This window comes from Sphingomonas faeni (assembly GCF_024273235.1).
Classification (GTDB): Bacteria; Pseudomonadota; Alphaproteobacteria; order Sphingomonadales; family Sphingomonadaceae; genus Sphingomonas; species Sphingomonas faeni_A.
In genome coordinates, this window is the sequence record NZ_JANBVH010000005.1 from 92,909 (window position 1) to 113,817 (window position 20,909).

Genomic DNA, 20,909 nt, shown 5'->3' on the forward strand with positions numbered 1-20,909 from the left:
CGATCCTCCCCCGCCAGGGGGAGGTGGCGCCGAAGGCGACGGAGGGGGAGGGCACGGAACAACGGTTTCCCCTACCGCCCCCTCCGTCTGGCAAGCGCCAGCCACCTCCCCCTTGCGGGGGAGGATCAAGCGCCAGGCCTAATCCACCACTGCCGGTATCCAGAAAACGCCTTCGCCGTGCGGATCGTTACCCCCTGTTCCTTGATGGAGCACGTCCGACTCCCCTCCCAAAGGGAGGGGCAGGGGGGTAGGCTGGCTCGTGTCCATGAGGTCTGAACCCCCGCGGAAACCGACCCACCCCAACCCCTCCCGTCCAGGGAGGGGCGAAAAGTAGTCCAACCGCCTCGATCCTCCCCCGCCAGGGGGAGGTGGCGCCGAAGGCGACGGAGGGGGAGGACGCGCAACAGCAGTTTCCCTTACCGCCTCCTCCGTCTGGCAAGCGCCAGCCACCTCCCCCTTGCGGAGGAGGATCGAGGGCCAAGCCTAGTCCACCACCACCGGTATCCCCGACAGCGCCTTGGCCGTGCGGATCGTCAGCGACGTCTTCACGCTCGCCACGTTGGGCGCCGGCGTCAGGTGCGTCGTCAGGATCTCCTGGAAACTCTTCAGGTCCGCCGCGACGATCTTCAGGATGAAGTCGATCTCGCCGTTGAGCATGTGGCATTCCCGGATTTCCGGAATATCCGCGATATGATGCTCGAACGCGGCGAGGTCATGCTCGGCCTGGCTGCGCAGCGACACCATCGCGAACACCGTGATCGGGAAGCCCAGGCGACCCGCATCGAGATCGGCATGATAGCCGCGAATAGCCCCCGCCTCCTCGAGCGCGCGGACGCGGCGCAGGCAAGGCGGCGCGGTAAGGCCCACTTGGTCGGCCAGGTCGACATTGGTCATCCGACCGTCGGCCTGCAACAGCGACAGGATCTGACGATCGATCCGGTCAAAACTCATTTCACGCAACTCCCGATAGGCATCGCAAACCAAGCGATTCATTCCTCATAGCGATAAGATTGTTGCGGCGAAACGCAATTGTCCCACTATGCGACGAACCTTCTGTCCTGCCAAAATGGCCTGTTCCGTCGCCAGGGGGGCGGCGTTAAGGAATCGGTACGGATAGCGTGGTAGGCCCATGACAACCGGGGAGCGATGTGCGGTTCGACGATAGCCTGAAGACGATCCTCGCTGCCGACATGGCCACCGGTTTCGGCGCGCAATCCGCGTGGCGTCAACTGGTGGACCTGATGGGTCGCGGTCGGGCGGCGGTCGACGAACCGGCCATCGCGCGACTGCGCCTGTTGCGCCAGGCGGTGCCGGTCGAGGTTCGCGCCGCCAGCGCCCGCGCGCTCGCCTTCGCCCGGCCCGATGCGAACCTAGTCGGGTTCTTCGCCGAGGATGCGCTGGCGATCGCCGCGCCCGTGCTGCGGACCGCAACGCTGGAGCCCGACGAATGGCTGGCGATCCTGCCGCGCCTGACGCCCGCCAGCCGTTCGGTGCTGCGCCATCGCCGCGACCTGCCGGCGGAGGTCCAGCGTGGCTTGCAGAGTTTCGGTCCGGTCGACTTCGTGCTGCCGCAACCCGATGCGCCGGTCGAGGCGGAGCCGACGCTTGTGGAGCCGACGCTTGTGGAGCCGACGCTTGTGGAGCCGATCGCTGCCGCGCCGGTGCTGGCCGAAGAGCCGCCTGTCGTTGAAGAACCCGTTGCTGAGGGGTTCGATCCACCCCCGATCGACGTGCCCCCTGCCACAGCGCCCGAACCGTCGCTCTACTCCGCGCCCCTCAGCGAAACCCCGTTCATGGCGCTGGGCGCGGTTGCCCGAGGGCTGCCGTTCGTCGCCGAGGCGTTTCGCCATGCCAAGCTGGCCGAGACCGAACCGCCCGTCGTCGAACCGACCGGACCTGCGCCGGCGGACCGGTTCGAGATTTCCGACCTCGTCGCGCGGATCGAGGCGTTCAACCGCGACCGTATCGTCGACGTCGCCACCCCGACGCCGGCGGCGGCCGAAATCGAGAGCTTCCGCTTCGAAACCGACGCGCAAGGCATCATCCGGATGGTCGACGGGGTCGCGCGCTCGGCGCTGGTCGGCGTGTCGCTCGCCTATGCCGCGCAGCAGGGCGAGGCGCATCTCGACGGCGTCGCGGCCGGCGCATTCCGCCGCCGCTCGCGGTTCAGCGACGCGCGGCTCGAAGTCGGCGGACTGTCCGACGCATTCGGATCATGGCGGCTGTCGGGCGTGCCCGCGTTCGAACATGCGTCGGGCCGCTTCATCGGTTTCCGCGGCACCGCGCGCCGCCCGCGTCGCGACGAGACCGCCCACCCGGGGCGTGTGCCAGTGCGCCCATCGTCGCCGGTCGCGGATTCGCTCCGCCAGCTCGTCCACGAACTGCGCACGCCGACCAATGCGATCGCCGGGTTCGCCGAGCTGATCGAGACGCAATTGCTGGGGCCCGTTTCGCCGACCTATCGCGACCGTGCCTCTGCGATCCGCACGCAGGCGGGCGATCTGCTCGCCGCGATCGACGACCTCGATACCGCCGCACGGATCGAAGGCCATGCGCTCGACCTGCGACCGACGACGGTGCCGGTCCGTGCGTTGCTCGATCGCGTCACGAAGGATCTGCAGCCGCTCGCGACGTTGCGCGGGGCAAGCCTGTCCGTGGCGATGCCGGCGGGCGACTGCGATATCCTCGGCGACGATCGCGCAGTCGAGCGGATGGTCGGGCGCCTGCTTGCCGCGCTGGTTTCGGCCGGACGGCAGGGGGAGCAGCTCGGGATCGTCGTGCGGCCGGTGGCCGACACGATCACGATCGAGTTTGACCGCCCCGCCGCGCTCGCCGCGCATGCGACCGACGTGCTGCTCAGCATCGATGCCGAACAGGAAAGCGACGGCGCGCCGCTGCTCGGCACCGGCTTCGCACTGCGCCTCGCGCAGAATCTCGCGGTCGAACTCGGCGGCGTCCTGACGATCGGCGCGGAACGCCTGACGCTGCAACTCCCCGCCGCCGATGTCGCGGAAGCGGAGCGTACCGCCGACGACCAGCGGTGACCTACCGCCCGCCGCGGCCGACCGACGCGCAGCGGGTGGTCTGGCCCGACGAGTTCGGCACGCGCTTCACCGTCTTCGTCGATGTCGAGGAAGAGTTCGACTGGCGCGCTCCCCATGATCCCCGCAACCGCGCGACGACCGCGATGGCGGCATTCCCCGACGCGCATCGCCGGTTCGCCGAGCGTGGCGTCGCGCTCAACTGCATGATCGACCACCCGATCGCCACCGACCCGGCTTCGGTCGCGATCCTGTCGCGCGTCGTCGAGGATGGGCGGTCGGAGATCGGCACGCAGTTGCATGCCTGGGTCAATCCGCCGTTCGAGGGGGCAGCGACATCGGCGGCGAGCTATGCGGGCAACCTGCCGCGGGCGCTGGAGGCCGCCAAGCTCGAGACGCTGACGTCCGCGATCACTACCGCATTCGGCATGGCCCCGCGTGCATATCGCGCCGGTCGTTACGGCATCGGGCCGCATAGTTTCGACCTGCTGGCGGCGCTCGGCTACCGGATCGATAGTTCGGTTCGTCCCGGTTACGATTATAGCGGCGATGGCGGCCCGGACTTTTCGATGGCGGATGCGGGTGCGTATCGCGACCGCGGCATCGTCGAACTGCCGCTGACCACCGTTTTCACCGGCCGCGCGCGACGGGGCGGTGCCGGGCTGTACCGTGCGCTGGGCCATGTGCCGAAAGGCAGGGGGGCGTTCGCGCGCGCGCGCCTGTTGTCGCGGATCGCGCTGACCCCCGAGGACATGCCGATCGCCGCCGCGCTCGAGGCGGTGGCGGTTGCGGCAGGCGAGGGGCTGCGCCTGCTCAACCTGTCGTTCCATTCGCCGTCGCTCGCGCCCGGCCACACGCCTTACGTCCGCGACGCTGCGGATTTGAAGCGATTCCATGCCTGGTGGACGACGATGCTCGACGAGTTCGACCGTCGCGGCATCCGCAACGCCTCGCTTGACGAGATCATCGCGGCGTTGGGGTGAGGCCCTGCCAAACGGGAGGGATGGGCGCTGCTGGGTTATCGGTTGTTTCCCCGCGAAGGCGGGGACCCAGACTGGGCTCCCGCCTTCGCGGGAGAACAAGACGCAGGCGCGAGGCGGATCGCGTTAAGCGTTGTCAGCCTGTCGGACCGATCGACGAACTCAACGGCCGTAGTGTCCGCATCGCAACGCCTCGACTCCGACGCGCTCCCCTCCCTGGAAGGGAGGGGCAGGGGGTGGGTCGGTTTCCGCATATTCGACCATCTGGGCTCAAGCTGGCCTACCCACCCCCAACCCCTCCCTTTCAGGGAGGGGGGATCGTTGCGCTTCGGGGCGGCTACCCGGACGATCTGCTGCCTCCGCGATCGCCCAGAACGAAAAAGGGCGGCCCGTTGCCGGACCGCCCTTCTGATACGCAGATACTGAAAGCGAGATTAGCGCTTCGAGAACTGGAAGCTACGACGGGCCTTCGCCTTGCCGTACTTCTTACGCTCGACGACGCGGCTGTCGCGGGTCAGGAAGCCTGCTGCCTTCACCGAGGCGCGCAGCACCGGCTCGAAGCGGGTCAGCGCCTGGCTGATGCCGTGCTTGACCGCGCCGGCCTGGCCCGAAAGACCACCGCCCTTGACGGTGCAGACGACGTCGTACTGACCTTCGCGCTCGGTGATCCCGAACACCTGGTTGATCACGAGACGCAGCGTCGGACGTGCGAAATACACTTCCTGGTCACGACCGTTGATCGTGATCTTGCCGGTGCCGGGCTTGACCCAGACGCGGGCGACGGCGTCCTTGCGACGGCCGGTCGCATAGGCGCGGCCCTGCTTGTCGAGGATCTGCTCGCGCAGCGGCATCGGCTCGCGGACGGGCTCGTTCGAGACCGGTGCTGCGAGATCGCCTTCGCTGGTCGGCAGAGCCTGCTCGGCGGGGGCAGCCGGCGCGGGCTGGTTGGTCAGGCTCGCGAGATCGGCGAGCGACTGGCGGTTGTCGGACATTATGCGCCCACCTTGTTCTTGCGGTTCATGCTGCCGATGTCGAGCACGGCAGGGTTCTGTGCCTCGTGCGGATGCTCGGTGCCCTTGAAGATACGCAGGTTGCGCATCTGCTCACGACCCAGCGGGCCGCGCGGGATCATGCGCTCAACGGCCTTTTCGAGAACGCGCTCCGGGAAGCGGCCGTCGAGGACCTTGGCGGCAGTGATGCCCTTGATGCCGCCGGCATAACCGGTGTGCTTGTAATAGATCTTCTTCGCGGCCTTGTTGCCGGTGAAGCGGATCTTGTCGGCATTGATCACGACGACGTTGTCACCGCAATCGACATGCGGGGTGAACGACACCTTGTGCTTGCCGCGCAGGACGTTGGCGATGATCGATGCAGCACGGCCGACGACGAGACCTTCCGCGTCGACGATATGCCACTGCTTGTCCACCTCTGCCGGCTTCGCCGACTTGGTGGTCTTCATGAGCGCCTTCATGGGCGTTAGACCTTCCAGATTGAATGCAAGCGCACCAAGGGGAGGCCCCGCAGCGCGAATGCCGGCCTAATGCTGAAAGGGGGGCTTCAAGTCAAGCTTTCCGCCGGTTTCCTGACGGGTATTATTATACCCGCTGCTTTAGGCGGGTCCCGATGCGCGGCGCCGTGCCGACCGCGTGGGCGGCGAACATCGCGGCGATCAGGAGCAGAGCTGAATTGCCCTGATGCGCGACCGCGACGTCGATCTGCACGCCGGTCATCAGCGTGGCGATGCCGAGCATGATCTGCAGCGTGACGAGCCCGACGACGAAGAACCCCGCGCTGCTGCCGGTCTTGGTCGCCTTGATCGCCAGCCAGATCAGCCCGGCGGCGGCGGCGAACGCGAACCAGCGGTGGATGAACTGGACGACGATCGGGTTGTCGACCGCGTTGCTCCAGGCGGGGTTCACCATCGGCACGTCGGCGGGGAACAGCCCGTCGCCCATCAGCGGCCAGCTGGCGAACGCATAGCCGGCGTCGAGCCCGGCGGTGAACGCGCCGTAGACGAGCTGCACGAACAGCAGCGCCAGCGCGAGGATCGCCACGGGCGCAAGGCGGGCAGGGGCGGCGAGCGGATTGCGGTGCAGCGCCATCAGGTCGAGCGCGGTCCATACGATCCCGGCAAGGATCGTCAGCGCGGTCAGCAGATGCACGGCGAGCCGGATATGGCTGACGTCGGTGCGCACCGACAGGCCCGAGGCAACCATCCACCACCCGATCGCGCCCTGGAATGCACCAAGCGCCAGCAGCGCCGACAGCCGCCAGCCATAGCCGACCGGGATTCGCTTGCGGATCGCGAACCAGATCAGCGGCGCCGCGAAGGCGAGGCCGATCAGCCGACCCCATAACCGGTGCAGATATTCCCAGAAGAAGATCGCCTTGAACCCGCCGAGCGTCATGTCCGCATTGAACGCGGCATATTCCGGGATGCGCTTGTAGGCGTCGAACTCGGCCTGCCACTGCGCGTCGTTGAGCGGCGGGATGATCCCGCTGATCGGCTTCCACTGCGTGATCGACAGCCCCGACTCGGTCAGGCGCGTGATCCCGCCGATGACGACCATCGCGACGATCAGCGCCGCCACCGTATACAGCCACAGGGCGACCGCACGAGGACGGGCTTTGGTGAGAAAGGCGGCGCTGGGTTGAAGCATGGCTGCGTATTACTCCCCTGAAGGGCGCGGCGCCATCGCTTCGTGGTGCGCCATTGCTTCATGTTGTTGACGGAGGTTCGGGCGCCGGGATCAGCGCGCCACGCTTCTCCTCCTTGTTCTCCCGAAGGCGGGAGCCCAGGCTGGGCTCCCGCCTTCGCGGGAGAACATCGAAGAGGGAATGCCGCTTCAAAACCCATCAACTCGCCAAGAAAATCGAGGATGTAATGTTGTATCCTGTCAACGAGCCGTCTATATCCAACAAACGATGACGCCCTCGGCCACGCATACCCACCGTTTCGCCGGTCTCGATCGCTATGCGATCGGGCTGTCGGGCCTGTGCATGGTGCATTGCTTGGCGACGTCGGTGCTGGTCGCGCTGATGTCGACCGCGAGTGGGTTCCTGCTCGATCCGATCTTTCACGAGGTCGGCCTGACGATCGCGATCGGCCTCGGTGCGCTGGCGCTTGGCCGCGGCGTACTCAATCACGGCTACATGATGCCCGCTGCGATGGGCGCGCTCGGGCTCGGGATCATGGCGGGCGCGATGACTTTGCCGCACGACAGCGGCGGCGAGACGTTGTGGACGATCGTCGGCGTCGGCCTGCTCGCGTTCGGCCACGATCTCAACCGTCGCGCCGACAGCTGAGCGGGTTGCTGGAACACCTCCGGCATCCTACTTCATCCAGCATGGCGCACGCTCACAACCACACCGAACCGCAGGGCGCCGATCTCACCATCGCAGCGCAGACGACGCTGGAAAAAGCCGGCGAGCAATGGACGTCGATGCGCGCGAGCGTGTTCGCGGCGCTCGCAAGTTTCGAGAAACCCGCCTCCGCCTACGATATCGCCGAGGCTGTTTCGAAATCCGAAGGCCGGCGGGTTGCGGCGAACAGCGTGTACCGCATCCTCGACCTGTTCGTCGGCGCGAACCTCGCGCGGCGGGTCGAGAGCGCCAATGCCTATGTCGCCAATGCGCATCCGGATTGCCTGCACGACTGCATCTTCCTGGTCTGCGACTCGTGCGGCCAGACCACGCATCTCGACAACGACACGATTACTAAAGGCGTCCGCAATGCAGCGGAGGCAGCAGGCTTTTCGCCGGTGCGCCCGGTCATCGAAGTGCGCGGTCGCTGTGCGGAGTGCGAGCCGCGCTAGGCGCTGACCCCGCGCACGTAACTCCGTAATGAGCCGTCCCTCCCTGAAAGGGAGGGGTAGGGGTAGGGGTGGGTCGGTCGGTTTGGCCAACATCGCCTGATACGGAAGCCGACCCACCCCCAACCCCTCCCTTCCAGGGAGGGGAGCAGAAGGGGAGCCGTCAGCCCAGATCCTTCCCCATCCGGATCATCGGCACCGGCACGTCCCCCGGCGTCTCGATTCGTTCGATCGGCAAATACCCGCACGCCCGGTACAGCGGCTCCCCCGCCAGCGTCGCCATCATCTCCGCCCGCACAAACCCCGCCTCGCGCGCAGCCGCTTCGCAAACCGACAGCACCAAGCGTCCGACACCCCGCCGCACGAAATCGGGATCGGTATACATCGCCCGGATTCGCGCCGCATCGCGCGCCGGGTCCAGCAGCGCCGAATCACGCAACGCGGTACTGTGATCGCCGCCATAGAGTGTTGCCCGCCGGCTCCACCCGCCACATCCGGCCAGCCGCCCGTCCGCCTCCACCAGCACATACGTCCCGTCCGCGATCAGCTGCGTATCCAGCCCCATCACCGCGCGGCTCGCCTCGACCTGCGCCGGCGTGAGAAAATCCTCCTGCAACGCGCCGATCGCCCGCGTCATCAGCGCCGCGATCGCCGGGATATCCGCCTCGACGGCAACACGGTGCGTAAAGTTCATAATTGTGCACTTCCCGAGCAATTTCAGCGCGAATGCTAGCTTAGGACACGGTAACAATCGACACGATACCCGCGCTGCATTAAGCCTGCATGATGGCCGACCTTCCCTCGACACCGCTGCTCGATACCGTTTCGACGCCCGACGACCTCCGCAAGCTGAAGCCCGATCAGCTCCGACAACTCGCCGACGAGCTGCGTACCGAGACGATCTCCGCGGTCGGCACCACCGGCGGCCATCTCGGCTCGGGTCTTGGCGTGGTCGAGCTGACCACCGCGATCCACTACGTCTTCGACACGCCGCGCGACCGGCTGGTGTGGGACGTCGGCCACCAATGCTATCCGCACAAGATCCTGACCGGGCGCCGCGACCGCATCCGCACGCTCCGCCAGGGTGGCGGACTCAGCGGTTTCACCAAGCGCAGCGAGAGCGAATACGACCCGTTCGGCGCGGCGCATTCCTCGACGTCGATCTCGGCGGCGCTGGGCTTTGCGGTCGCCAACAAGATCGCCGGCACACCGGGCAAGGGCATCGCCGTGATCGGCGACGGCGCGATGTCTGCGGGCATGGCGTACGAGGCGATGAACAACGCCGAGCAGGCCGGCAACCGCCTGGTCGTGATCCTCAACGACAACGACATGTCGATCGCGCCGCCGGTCGGTGGCCTCTCGGCGTACCTGTCGCGGATCGTGTCGAGTCGCGAATTCCTCGGCATCCGCGAGCTGGCGAAGAAGCTCGCGCGTCGCCTGCCGCGCCCGTTCCACAACGCCGCGCGGAAAACCGACGAGTTCGCGCGCGGCATGACGATGGGCGGCACGTTGTTCGAGGAACTCGGCTTTTACTACGTTGGCCCGATCGACGGTCATAATCTCGACCATCTGATCCCGGTGCTCGAGAATGTCCGCGATGCGGAGGAGGGGCCGATCCTCGTCCATGTCGTCACCAAGAAGGGCAAGGGCTATGCCCCCGCCGAGGCCGCCGCGGACAAATATCACGGCGTCCAGAAGTTCGACGTGATCTCCGGCGTGCAGACCAAGGCGCCGCCGGGGCCGCCGCAATACCAGAACGTGTTCGGCGCGCAGCTCGTCGCCGAGGCCGCGAAGGATCCGCGGATCTGTGCGATCACCGCGGCGATGCCGTCGGGCACCGGGCTCGATGCGTTCGCCAAGGCGTATCCCGACCGGTTCTTCGACGTCGGTATCGCAGAGCAGCACGGCGTGACCTTCGCGGCTGGCCTCGCGGCACAAGGCATGCGCCCGTTCTGCGCGATCTATTCGACGTTCCTCCAGCGCGCCTACGATCAGGTCGTGCACGACGTCGCGATCCAGAACCTGCCGGTCCGCTTCGCGATCGACCGTGCGGGTCTCGTGGGCGCGGACGGTGCGACCCATGCCGGGTCGTTCGACGTCACCTACCTCGCGACGCTGCCGAACTTCGTCGTGATGGCGGCGGCGGACGAGGCGGAATTGGTCCACATGACGCACACTGCGGCGCAGTATGACGCCGGCCCGATCGCGGTGCGGTATCCGCGCGGCAACGGCACCGGCGTCGCGCTGCCCGAGATCCCGCAGCTGCTGGAGATCGGCAAGGGCCGCATCGTGCGCGAGGGCAAGACCGTCGCGATCCTGTCGCTCGGCACGCGTCTCGAGGAGGCGCTCAAGGCCGCAGAGGTTCTCGAAGCCAAGGGGCTGTCGACGACGGTCGCCGATCTGCGCTTCGCCAAGCCGCTCGACGTCGACCTGATCCGCAAGCTGCTGACCACGCACGAGGTCGCGGTGACGATCGAGGAGAACTCGGTCGGCGGCTTCGGCGCGCACGTGCTGACGATGGCGTCGGACGAGGGGCTGATCGATGGCGGGCTCAAGCTGCGCACGCTGCGCCTGCCCGACGTGTACCAGGATCAGGACAAGCCCGAGATCCAGTATGCCGAAGCGGGCCTCGACGCGACTGCGCTGGTCGACACGGTGCTCAAGGCGCTTCGCCACAATTCGGGCGGGGTCGCCGAAGCGCGCGCATGACCGGGCCGACCAAGGCCATCGCGATCATCGCGCTCGCGGTGATCGTGATGGTGTCGCTGAATATCGCGATGTGGCGGCGGATGCGAGGTGGCTTGGCGGCGGCGAAGGTCGAGCAGGCGGATCGTGAGCGGGACGCTGTCGATCGGGTAGAGGATCCCGCGCCGAACTAAGGCGCCCATCCAGGTCTTTCCACGGCTTTTGTATTTTCCACGGCCTTTGTATCGCGCCGCCTTCTTCCCCCCTCCCTGAAAGGGAGGGGCCGGGGGTGGGTCGGCTTCCGCATGCTCGACGGGTGGGGCTCAAGCGGCCAACCCACCCCCAACCCCTCCCTTCCAGGGAGGGGCGTAAGGTGAGGCCCCCGCTCAGGCCAACCACCCCCCCGTGAACCCAGCACGCTGCAACCCGCGCCGGATATGCGGATTGCCGCGCATCGTCGACCATACCAGCCCGGTCCGCCAATTCTCCATCATCACGACGATCGCGCCCTGGTCGATGCCCAGATAGTCGTTGTCGACCCAGCCCATCTTCGGATCGATGCTGCCGTGCTTCAGCGGTGCGGACGGCGCCGTCAACGTCGGGTTGAACGAGTCGAGGAACCCGTATTTGCCGTAGATCTGCGTGCCGTAGCGCCCGTGCATCGTCTCGATCGCGCGCCGTGCCAGTTCCGGCTCGAACGCCATCGACGCGGCGGCCGCCGTGGGCGCCAGCGTACCGTCGTCGCGATCGTCAGGCCCTCGTGCGGAATAGCTGAAGAACTCGCGCTTGCGGCCGCCGATGTCGATCGTGAAATCGCCCGGCCCGTCGCATGCGGTCAGTCCCCAGACGTCGGGGCCATAGCCCGTCCAGCCGCCTGGATTGGCGATCGCGTAATTGCGCTGCGCGCGCACGGCACGACGGCTGTTCTCGAAATAATCGATGCCCTTCTTCGCCATGTAGCGGTCGCGGATGCCGCGGAAGTCGATCCAGCAATGGCTGTATTGGTGTACGAACAGCGGCGCGAAATGGACGTGCGGCTCGCCCCATTTATCGCTCCACTGCGCATCGAAGCGGTCGGTCCATGCGTCCCAGGTTTCGGCCGGCAAGGCATGCGTCGGCGAGCCGAGCGCCAGCACGTACAGCAGCAGCGCCTCGTTATAGATGTTCCAGTCGTGCGGGATGAAGCCGCTTTCGGGATGCCAGCCCATCGACATGAAAGGCGTGCGCGGCACGATCCAGCTCCAGTCGACCGCGGCGTAGAGCTGGTCGGCGAGCGCCCGAATCCGGACCTCGCCGGGATGATCCGAATCGAACCAGCTCTGCGCGAACAGCACCCCGCCGATCAGCAGCGCGGTATCGATCGTCGACAGCTCCGCGCGGGCGAACCTGTGCCCCTTGGTCGTGCCGAGGAAATGGTAGAACAGGCCCTTATAGCCGCTGTCGTCGCTCTTGCTGTCGCCCTGCGGCGCGGCGGCGAAGAACTCCAGCGTGGCGAGCGTGCGGGTCCGCGCCTCGTCGCGCGTGATCCAGCCATTGACCACGCCGATCGGATAAGCCGTCAGCGCGAACCCGACCGCCGCGATCGATGCGAAGGACGGCGTCGGCCAGCGATCCGGCGCAAGTCCGGTCGCGGGGTCCGTCGTCTCCCAAAAGAAGCGGAAACTGCGCTGGTGGAGATCGGCGAGCAGCGCGGTCGGCATCGCCGTGCCCGTTGCCGTACCGGTTGTGGTGGCACCGCTCCCGAGCCGGGTAGCGGACGGCATGGCGCAGCCGGCCATAAGTCCCGCCAGGCCCAACGTCGTGTGGCCCAGCATCTGCCTGCGATCGATCATGACGTCCTTCGGTTACTGATAAGCAAATACGAGCGGGACGCGGCATGGCCGCGCCCCGCAGCAGAGTTTTAGAACGAGAAGCCCGCCGACAGCTTGATCGTGCGCGGCGCGTTGCCGCCCGTGCTGTAGGTCGAGCGCTTGCCATAGTTCGGATCGAGCGGACTGTTGTTGAAGTCGGTGTAATTCCGGTCGTTCATCACGTTCAGGATATCGAGCCGCATCCGGATCTTCGTCTGGTCGGTGATGAAGCCGAGCGGGACGAATTTGGTGAACGCGAAATCCAGCTGACGGCGACCCCAGAGATCGCCGAGCCCATCCGCCTCCCGCCCGACCAGCGTCCGGGTGAACGGATCCGAATTGTCGATAAACGACTTCAGATAGATCGGCGATTCGATCTGGAACTTGGTCGAGAAGGTCACGCCGATCGGGGTGTCGACGCTGCCCGCGATAACGAACCGGTGGCGCGGCACGCCCGAAGAGCGGAGCGTCGGATAATCCGAGAGCTGCGCGTAATCGAGCGAATAGGTCTCGCCGAACTGCCGGTTCTCGTCCGCCTGCGTGTAGGTGTAGGTCGCGTCGATGCTCCACGGCGAGGCTGCCGAATAGGTCTTGGTCAGCTTGAAATAGACCGCGTCGGAATTGGTCTTCAGGCCATTGGTGCCGAGGATGATCGAGCCATAGCCATTGGGCGAGAACGAGAACGGCGACTGGGGGACGTCCGACACGCTGGCGGGATCGTTGAAGAAGAAGCTGCCGTCCGGACGGCGATTGCCGAGCAGGAACGCGAACCCGTCATTGCTCTCGATATGCGTGAAGCCGACCTCGAGCTCGACCGGCGAGAAGCGTCCGCGCAGGCCGAGGCTGAACTGGTCCGAATAGGGCAGCTTCAGGTCGTTGTTCATCATGACGATCGCGCGCCCGCCGCCGGTCGCCGAGTTGGCCAGCTGCTGGCGTCCGGCCTCGGTCAGGTAGGACGGGTCCCAAGCGATACAGGTCTGGCTCGGCACGCACGGGTTGAGCGAGTCGTTGCCGATGAAGTTGAACGTGCGGACCTGGTACGCGCCCTGGCTGACCTCCTGCTGGAGGAAGTCGAACTGGTTGCGGTCATACGACCGGCCATAGCCGCCGAACATAGAGAAGCGGCCTGCGTCGTCGAAGCGATAGGTGAAGCCGAGACGAGGCTGCCATGCGCCCTTGAACGCCTTCCGGTTATTGCCGTTCGAGATATAGTCGTTGATGTCGTAATCGGCGTTGACGAGGTTGGGATAATTGGCGGGCGACACCGCCGCGATGTTCTCCGCCGAGGTGACATAGTCCAGATAGGCCGGCGTCCGCTCGTAATCCCAGCGCAGCCCGAGGTTGAGCGTCAGGTGGCTGGTGACGTCCCAATCGTCCTGTGCGTAGAAGCCGATCTGGAAATTCTTCGACCGGACGCCGGGATTGCCCGAGCCGACCGGCGCACCGAACTGGAGCTGATAGGGCAGCGTATCGTTGAACGCGACACCGGGGATCGCGTTGACGTCATAGGTATATTGCGGGTTGGTCAGGTTCTGCTCGAGCGTGTTGAGCTTCACCCATTTCGCCTTGGCACCGACCTTGATCGTGTGGCCCTGAAGGCCGGTGAAGGTGAAGTCGTCCTGGACGGTCCAGCCCTTCTGGCCCTTGGTCTGGAAATTGCCGCCGGCGCCGGCGCGGAGCAGGTCGGTGCGCTGCGTGCCGTTGCCGATCCGCTGCGTCGCCTGGAAGAACTGCGTGATGCCGTCGGTCGCAGGCGTCGGCGAGAAGACCACGTCCTCATACGACACGCGCGCGTCGTTGATCCACTTGTCGCCGGTGTGCTGCCAGCGCAGCAGTCCGCGCTTGTCGACGACCTTGTTGAGCGTCGACGTGCTCGCGGCATTGATGCCGGTCGCGTTCTGCAGGCCGGATTCGTTGCGATACTTGCCCGACAGCTCGATCAGGTCGTTGTCGGTCGGCACGATATCGATCTTGCCGAAGTAGAGGTCTTCCTTGAAATTCTGCGCGAAGGTGCCGAAATTATCCTGGTACTGGGCCGGGATCGACGAGACCGGATAGCCGTTCTCGGGCCGCACGTCGTACGGGCTGGAGATGCGCTTGCCTTCATAGGTGAAGAAGAAGTGCGCCTTGTCCTTGATGATCGGGCCGCCGAGTGCCGCACCGAACTGCTTGTTGCTGGTGTCGACCTTGGAAATCGTGGTCGGGAAGATCTCGCTGGGCCGACGATCGCGCAGGTTCTGGTTGGTGAAGTCGAAAAAGCCTTCGCCGTGGAACTCGTTCGTGCCCGACTTGGTCACCGCGGTGATCGCGACCGAGCTGACCTGGTCGAACTCCGCCTTGTAGTTCGACGACAGCACCTGATACTCGCCGATGCCGAGCTGCGGGAACGGGTTGCCGGGCGAGGAATCCTGGCCGGTGATGCCGTTCTTGAGGACATAGTCCTTCTGGCTGACGCCATCGATGAAGACGTTGACGGTGCGGCTGTCCTGGCCGCCGCCCTGGATGCGCGACGCGCCACTGGCGTCCTCGATGAACCGCACGCCCGGCGCCAGATCGGCAAAGGCGAGGAAGTTGCGGTTGTTCTGCGGCAACTGCTCGATCAGGCGCGACGAGATGACGCTGCCGACCTGGCCGCCCGACAGCGAACGGATGCGGTTGCCGGTGACGACGATCTCGTCGCCGCTGGAGGCTGTGTCGGCATCCGGGGCGGCACCGGGTTCCGCGCCCTCGGGCGTGGTGCCCTGGCTCGCGGTGGGCGCGGTGGCGGTGGGGGCCGACAGGTCGAGGTCGAGGCCCGCCACCTGACCGACACGCAGCGTGAGCGCGTCCGAATTGCGCGTGCCGTTGCGCTGCTTGATTTCGAGACGATAGGTGCCCGCGCGCAGCGAGGCGAAGTTGTACGCGCCGCTGGCGTCGGCCGGCACGGTACGCCGCAAGCCGGTGGAAATCTCGACTGCGGTGACCTCGACGACCGGATTGTCGGCCGGCGCGGTGATCGTGCCGCGGAGCGACGCCTGGCCGACCTGCGCAGCCGCCGGGGCAGGCGCATAGAGCAGCCCGCCGGACAGCGCAGTCAGCGAGACGACCGCCGCACGCAACATCATTGTGTTCATGGTAGTTCCCCTATTCCCGATTTGTCGGGCTTCTCGTTGTGGACGTTTGAAAAATTGTGGTCGGTGGAGGCGTGGAGCCTGGGGCCGGTGGACTCGCGCACCATCACGATCGGCACGCGCTGCTCGACACCGCCATCGTCGTCGCCCGCGATCGCCTTCACCAGCCGCGCGACCGCGCTGGCGCCGAAGCTGGCGATGTCGATGCTGGCCGAGGTCAGCGACGGCGAGATGAGGCGGGTGAGGGGGATGTCGTCGAAGCCGCAGATCGCGACCTGATCGGGTACCGCGACGCCAGCACGCTTGAGCACCATCATCGCGCCGATCGCCATCATGTCGTTGGCAGCGAAGATCGCATCGAACGCCGCACCCTCCTCGATCAGGGTCGCGGCGGCGGCGGCACCCGACGGTTCCTTGAAGTCGCCGGGCAGCACGCGCAGCGAAATGCCGGCGCGCGCGCACGCGTCCTGCGCGCCGCGCAGGCGCTCGTCGGCATCGATGTTGCCCACGGGCCCGGCGATGTGGACCAGCTGCCGCCGGCCGGTCGCGATCAGATGCTCGACCAGCGCCGATGCTCCGGCAACGTTGTCGATGCGCAGTTCGGTACGTCCCGATTGCCCCGGCGCGCAGTTCACCAGGACCGCGGGCATGCCGCGCGGTAGATGCACCAGCAGTTCGTCCGCCGACACCTGCGGTGCCATCACCACCAGCCCATCGACCCGACCGCGCATCGCGTGCAGTGCCGCGACGCCGCGCTGCGCATCGCCATGCATCACCATCATCATGCAATACAGGCCGCGCTCGGACGCCTCGCGGTCCATGCCGCGCAACAATTCGGAAAAGAATTCGCCGTGCAGGTCGGGAACGACGACGCCGATCATCCCCGACTTTGCCGAGCTCAAATGGCGCGCCGCGGCGTGGGGGACATAGCCGAGCCGCAAGGCTACCGCCTCGATGTGCTCCCGCACTTCTGCCCGGACGTTGCTGTGTCCGTTCAGCGCGCGCGACACCGTCGCCACCGACACCGCGGCCTCGCGGGCGATATCACGGACAGTAGCGTGCGGCATGAAGCGTCAGGATCCTCTCTGGCGCCGATCTGCATGGTGCGATCGACATCTTGTTCTTGATGTAACCGGTTACATGATCCAGAAGCGGGGATCAAGAACCTTGCGACGATCGTCCTTCCGGGTGATCGCTACAGGCATGGACAGGGGTGAGTGGATGACGGCGGCAGTTTCGGAACGGATGATTTCACGACGGGCGATGATGATGGGCGCCGCCGCAGTGACGGCCTGGACGGCGAGTCCCGCGCGCGCGCTGCTGCAGCAGGCGAGCGGCGGTACGGCGGCATTGCCCGCGTCGGTCGAGGCGCTGATCGGCCGGATGACGGTGATCGAGAAGGCCGGCCAGCTGACGCTGATGGCGGCAGCCTGGGCTGGCGGCGCGGCGACCTCGCTCAACCCGGCGGGTGGTTCGTCCAGCTTCGACGGACAATTGGCGGAGGTGCGCGGCGGCCGGCTCGGCGGCGTTTTCAACGGCAATGGCGCGGTCATGGCCAAGCGGATGCAGACCATAGCGATGCGCGAGTCGCGGCTGAAGATCCCGCTATTGTTCGCGGCCGACGTCATCCACGGGCTTCGAACCGTGTTTCCGGTACCGCTGGCCGAGGCGGCGAGTTTCGATCCGGAGCTGGCCCGGCGCACCGCGCGCGCGGCGGGGGCCGAGGCTGCTGCGTCGGGGATCGACTGGACCTTCGCGCCGATGGTCGACATCGCCCATGATGCGCGCTGGGGTCGCGGCGTCGAGGGCGCGGGCGAGGACGTCCTGCTCGGCCGGCTGATGGCGGCCGCCCGCGTCCGCGGGTTCCAGGGCGAGCGCGGTCTCTCGGCCCCCGATGCGGTCGCGTCGTGCGCCAAGCATTTCGCCGCCTATGGCGCGGCCGAGGCGGGACTGGATTATAACTCGGTCGACATTTCCGAACGCACGTTGCGTGAGACCTATTTCCCGCCCTTCCAGTCCGCCTTCGCGGCGGGCTCACCGACCGTCATGGCCTCGTTCAACGAGATCAACGGCGTCCCCGCCACAGCCAACCCCTGGCTGCTCACCGATGTCCTGCGCCGCGAATGGGGTTTCGGCGGACTGGTCGTGTCGGACTATACCGGCGACGAGGAACTGATCGCGCACGGTTTTGCCGTCGACGCCCGCGAGGCGACCAAGCTCGCCTTCATGGCCGGCGTCGACATGAGCATGCAGAGCGGGTTCTACCTGAAACACCTGCCCGATTTGGTCGCGTCGGGTGAGGTCCCGATGGCCCGTCTCGACGAGGCGGTGCGCCGCGTGCTCGCGCTGAAGGTCCAGCTCGGGCTGTTCGACGATCCGTTCCGCCGGATCGACCCGCGCCGCGAGAAGACCCGCATCCGCACGCCCGAGAACCTGGCGCTCGCCCGCGAGGCCGGCGCCAAGTCGATCGTCCTGCTCAAGAACGACGGCGACCTCCTGCCATTGCCGCGTACGGGCAAGCGGATCGCGTTGATCGGCCCGTTCGCGGCGGGGCAGCACGACCTGATCGGCCCGTGGAACGTCTATGGCACCGACGCCGAGGCGGTCGACCTCGCGACCGGCGTCCGCGCCACCGTCGCCGATCCCTCGCTGGTCAGCATCGCGCTCGGCTCGGGCGTCGATGAACCGCTGGCCGGTGGCATTCCGGCTGCAGTCGCCGCCGCGCAAGGCGCCGACATCGTCGTGCTGGCGGTCGGCGAGAGCCAGCGCATGTCGGGCGAGGCACAGTCGCGCGTCGACATCGTCATTCCCGATGCGCAAATGGCGCTGGCGAAAGCCGTCGCGGCGACCGGCAAGCCGATCGTCGTCCTGCTCCGCACTGGCCGCGCGCTCGCGCTCAGCGGTGCGGTCCTCGACGCACCCGCGATCCTCGTGACCTGGTTCCTCGGCTCGCAGGACGGACCGGCGATCGCCGACATTCTGTTCGGCAAGACCGGACCCTCCGCGCGCCTGCCGGTCTCGTTCCCGCATGCGACCGGGCAGGAGCCCTATCACTATGATCACAAGAGCACGGGTCGCCCTAACCCGCCGGGGCCGCTGACCGAATACAAGGCGCATTACCGCGAGTTCGCCAACGACGCGCTGTTCCCGTTCGGCCACGGCCTGACCTATGGCGCGATCGACTATGCCGGGCTCGATCTCGGCACCGGCCGGATGGCGGGCGACGGTGCGCTCACCGTGCGCGTCACGGTCGGCAATGCCGGCAGGCATGCCGCCGAGGAAACCGTCCAGCTCTACATCCGCGATCTCGCGGCTAGCATCACCCGGCCGGTGCGCGAGTTGAAGGCGTTCCGCAAGATCGCGTTGAAGCCCGGCGAACGGCAGGTCGTGACGTTCACCCTGCGCAAGGCCGACCTGATGTTCGTCGGCGGCGACCTCAAGCCGACGGTGGAGCCCGGCCGGTTCCAGGTCTGGGTCGCCCCGTCGGCACAGGCCGAGGGCGTCTCTGGCGAGTTCACGCTCGCCTGACGGTCGCCAGCGTATCGCGGCGAAGCGGGAGGGCGATCACCGCCACCAGCATCGCCGCGATCAGCACCGCCGGTCCCGCCAGCATCAGCCAGCGGATCGCGTACAGGCTGTCGGCGCCTTGGGCGGCCCCGGCGACGAAGCCGTTCGCCTGATACACCGCGCCGATCGCGAACCCCGCCCCGGCCAGCGCCACCTTCTGCACCAGCGCGAACGTGCCGAAGGCGAGCGCCTCGACCCGCGTGCCGCTCTGCGCTTCGCCCCAGTCGACCGCATCGGGCAACAGTGTCCACGCCGCCACCGAGAAGCCGACGAACGCCGCCTGCATCGCCAGCAGAAACGCGGCCGTCGCGGTGGTATCGGGCGTTCCGATCAGCGCGAACCCGGCGGGGAACAGGAGCGCGAACGAGCCCGCACCGATCCACGCGATCCGCGCGCCCCGTGCTCTTGCGAGCGCCGTCCAGAGCGGTACCGCGGCGAGGCTGCCGAGCGCCATGCCGGCCAGCGCCTGCGGGCCAGCGGGCGCATCGTGCAGCACGTAGCGGAAGAAATAGAGTACCGACTGGCTGGTCAGCGCGGTCGCCGCGCCGCCCGCTGCCGCCGCGATGTTGAGGGCGACGAAGGCGCGGTTGCGGACCAGGGCACCAAGCCCGGACAGGATGCGAGGACGGTCGGCCGTCGCGGTCGACAGCGTCGGTTCGGGAACGCGCCAGGCGATGACGACCAGCACCGGCACGCCGAGCATTGCCAGCAGAGCGGTCGCGGTGCCGTAGGTGCCGGTGCGCTCGACCAGCCACGGCAAAGCGAGGGCGACGAGGACCCCCGCCGCTGCACCGAATCCCATCCGCAGGCCCGCCACCAACGAACGCTCCCGACTGGTCGGTGCGACCCGCGTGGTCCACGCCGCATAGGGTATGTTGGTGAAGGCATAGAGCGTGCGGAACACGACCTGCGTCGCCAGCGCCCAGGCAGCGGCGCCCGCCGGCACCGCGAACATCGCGACGAACGCCAGCCCCAGCGGCAGCGCACCCCATCCGACCAGCCGGCGATAGGAAAGCCGCATCCGCTCCGCCACTGCGCCGGCGACGAAATCCGCTATCCCGTCCCAGATCGCGCCGATCATGAACACCAGTCCCGCGGTCGCGGGCGGCAGCGCCAGCACGTCGATATAGTAGAACAACAGGTACAGGCTGATCGCCTGCCAATAGAGATTGAACGCAAAGTCCCCCGCGCTGAACAGCACCAGCGTAGCGCGTGCCGTCTCCGGTCCGGCCGAGAGCGACCGTGCCGAGGGCAGGGGAGGCAAGGGCAGGGGAGGCGAGGGAAGGGGCTCGGACATGCCGCGTTCTCGCCGCTTCGCTACGGCGGGGCAATGTCTCGATCGGCGGAGTTCAGCCCGTATGGCCTTCGCGGTCGTCGTCCGGCATGATCGTCGCACGATGACCTTCATCAGCATCACCCGGCTTCGTTTGCGCGCCTGGCGGTTTCTGCCGCAATTCGCGTTCTACGCGACACGCGCGAACGCGCAGGTCCGACGCGCGCGCGGCTTCGTCGGCGGCGAGCTTCTCAACGACCGGGCGTGGACGTTCTGGACGATGACGGCCTGGAACGAACGCGCGGACATGCGCGGCTACATCGCCAGCGGCGCGCATCTGACGGCGATGCCGAAGCTGCTGCACTGGTGCGACGAAGCGAGCATCGTCCACTGGGAGCAGGAAGGCCACGACCTGCCGACCTGGGACGAGGCCGATTGCCGCATGCGCGCGGACGGACGCCCGTCCAAGGTCCGCCACCCGACCGTCGATCATGCCGGCCTGCGATACCGTACGCCCAGGACCACGGGCGCCGTCCCGCTCGTCCCGCTCGTCCCGCGCCAATCTCCGGAATAGCCGAGCGGTACGTCCGG

The 20,909-nt window shown here is 67.1% G+C and carries 17 protein-coding genes; 8 read left to right on the forward strand and 9 right to left on the reverse strand.

What is annotated here, in order from left to right:
• Positions 1-483: 483 nt before the first annotated feature.
• Entirely contained in the window at positions 484-951 is a 468-nt protein-coding gene (locus NLI89_RS03985; protein ID WP_128453226.1) for an Lrp/AsnC family transcriptional regulator, read from the reverse strand.
• Between the two features lie 197 nt (positions 952-1,148).
• On the opposite strand from NLI89_RS03985, the gene NLI89_RS03990 reads away from it, so the two are divergent.
• Together NLI89_RS03990 and NLI89_RS03995 are read left to right on the forward strand one after the other, a co-directional pair.
• Positions 1,149-3,044, forward strand: coding sequence for a sensor histidine kinase (locus NLI89_RS03990; protein WP_254685837.1), 1,896 nt, complete (start codon positions 1,149-1,151; stop codon positions 3,042-3,044).
• Positions 3,041-4,024: a polysaccharide deacetylase family protein gene (locus tag NLI89_RS03995; RefSeq protein ID WP_254685838.1), complete on the forward strand. Its 984-nt coding sequence runs from the start codon at positions 3,041-3,043 to the stop codon at positions 4,022-4,024. Before NLI89_RS03990 ends, NLI89_RS03995 begins: the two co-directional genes overlap by 4 nt.
• A 431-nt stretch (positions 4,025-4,455) precedes the next feature.
• Here the strand turns inward: NLI89_RS03995 and rpsI are convergent, their stop codons facing one another.
• The 3 genes from rpsI to NLI89_RS04010 all read right to left on the reverse strand — a co-directional run bounded on the left by rpsI (position 4,456) and on the right by NLI89_RS04010 (position 6,681).
• Entirely contained in the window at positions 4,456-5,013 is a 558-nt protein-coding gene (gene rpsI / locus NLI89_RS04000; protein ID WP_082443995.1) for a 30S ribosomal protein S9, read from the reverse strand.
• Positions 5,013-5,492 (reverse strand): 50S ribosomal protein L13, encoded by a 480-nt coding sequence (rplM, locus tag NLI89_RS04005; RefSeq protein ID WP_082441436.1) that lies wholly within the window; start codon positions 5,490-5,492, stop codon positions 5,013-5,015. Before rplM ends, rpsI begins: the two co-directional genes overlap by 1 nt.
• Before the next feature lie 124 nt (positions 5,493-5,616).
• Positions 5,617-6,681 carry a COX15/CtaA family protein gene (locus NLI89_RS04010; RefSeq protein WP_254685839.1) on the reverse strand — a complete coding sequence of 355 codons (1,065 nt, stop codon included), beginning with the start codon at positions 6,679-6,681 and terminating at the stop codon, positions 5,617-5,619.
• Between the two features lie 265 nt (positions 6,682-6,946).
• Between NLI89_RS04010 and NLI89_RS04015 the strand changes: the two genes are divergently transcribed.
• Both NLI89_RS04015 and NLI89_RS04020 read left to right on the forward strand, forming a co-directional pair.
• Positions 6,947-7,327 carry a MerC domain-containing protein gene (locus tag NLI89_RS04015; RefSeq protein WP_254685840.1) on the forward strand — a complete coding sequence of 127 codons (381 nt, stop codon included), beginning with the start codon at positions 6,947-6,949 and terminating at the stop codon, positions 7,325-7,327.
• A gap of 41 nt (positions 7,328-7,368) precedes the next feature.
• On the forward strand, positions 7,369-7,836 hold the full coding sequence (locus NLI89_RS04020) for a Fur family transcriptional regulator (protein ID WP_254685841.1): 468 nt from the start codon (positions 7,369-7,371) through the stop codon (positions 7,834-7,836).
• Positions 7,837-7,996: 160 nt separating this feature from the next.
• Here NLI89_RS04020 and NLI89_RS04025 read toward each other — a convergent pair whose 3' ends face one another.
• Positions 7,997-8,527: a GNAT family N-acetyltransferase gene (locus tag NLI89_RS04025; protein ID WP_254685842.1), complete on the reverse strand. Its 531-nt coding sequence runs from the start codon at positions 8,525-8,527 to the stop codon at positions 7,997-7,999.
• A 92-nt stretch (positions 8,528-8,619) separates the two neighbouring features.
• Between NLI89_RS04025 and dxs the strand changes: the two genes are divergently transcribed.
• Positions 8,620-10,542: a 1-deoxy-D-xylulose-5-phosphate synthase gene (gene dxs / locus NLI89_RS04030; RefSeq protein WP_254685843.1), complete on the forward strand. Its 1,923-nt coding sequence runs from the start codon at positions 8,620-8,622 to the stop codon at positions 10,540-10,542.
• The gene (locus NLI89_RS04035; RefSeq protein ID WP_254685844.1) at positions 10,539-10,712 is read left to right on the forward strand and encodes a hypothetical protein; all 174 of its coding nucleotides are present in this window, start codon (positions 10,539-10,541) and stop codon (positions 10,710-10,712) included. Before dxs ends, NLI89_RS04035 begins: the two co-directional genes overlap by 4 nt.
• Before the next feature lie 192 nt (positions 10,713-10,904).
• Here the strand turns inward: NLI89_RS04035 and NLI89_RS04040 are convergent, their stop codons facing one another.
• From NLI89_RS04040 to NLI89_RS04050, 3 genes are all read right to left on the reverse strand, one after another.
• The gene (locus NLI89_RS04040; RefSeq protein ID WP_254685845.1) at positions 10,905-12,350 is read right to left on the reverse strand and encodes a glucoamylase family protein; all 1,446 of its coding nucleotides are present in this window, start codon (positions 12,348-12,350) and stop codon (positions 10,905-10,907) included.
• A gap of 68 nt (positions 12,351-12,418) precedes the next feature.
• The gene (locus NLI89_RS04045) at positions 12,419-15,481 is read right to left on the reverse strand and encodes a TonB-dependent receptor (RefSeq protein ID WP_254685846.1); all 3,063 of its coding nucleotides are present in this window, start codon (positions 15,479-15,481) and stop codon (positions 12,419-12,421) included.
• On the reverse strand, positions 15,478-16,545 hold the full coding sequence (locus tag NLI89_RS04050; protein WP_254685847.1) for a LacI family DNA-binding transcriptional regulator: 1,068 nt from the start codon (positions 16,543-16,545) through the stop codon (positions 15,478-15,480). Before NLI89_RS04050 ends, NLI89_RS04045 begins: the two co-directional genes overlap by 4 nt.
• Positions 16,546-16,699: 154 nt before the next feature.
• On the opposite strand from NLI89_RS04050, the gene NLI89_RS04055 reads away from it, so the two are divergent.
• A complete protein-coding gene (locus NLI89_RS04055; RefSeq protein ID WP_254685848.1) occupies positions 16,700-19,006 on the forward strand; it encodes a glycoside hydrolase family 3 N-terminal domain-containing protein in 2,307 nt (768 codons plus the stop codon).
• Here NLI89_RS04055 and NLI89_RS04060 read toward each other — a convergent pair.
• Complete coding sequence (locus NLI89_RS04060; protein ID WP_254685849.1) at positions 18,993-20,342, reverse strand: MFS transporter; 1,350 nt, start codon at positions 20,340-20,342, stop codon at positions 18,993-18,995. The genes NLI89_RS04055 and NLI89_RS04060 overlap by 14 nt on opposite strands.
• Positions 20,343-20,403: 61 nt before the next feature.
• Here NLI89_RS04060 and NLI89_RS04065 point away from each other — a divergent pair, with 61 nt between their 5' ends.
• Positions 20,404-20,892, forward strand: coding sequence for a hypothetical protein (locus NLI89_RS04065; protein WP_254685850.1), 489 nt, complete (start codon positions 20,404-20,406; stop codon positions 20,890-20,892).
• Positions 20,893-20,909: the final 17 nt, after the last annotated feature.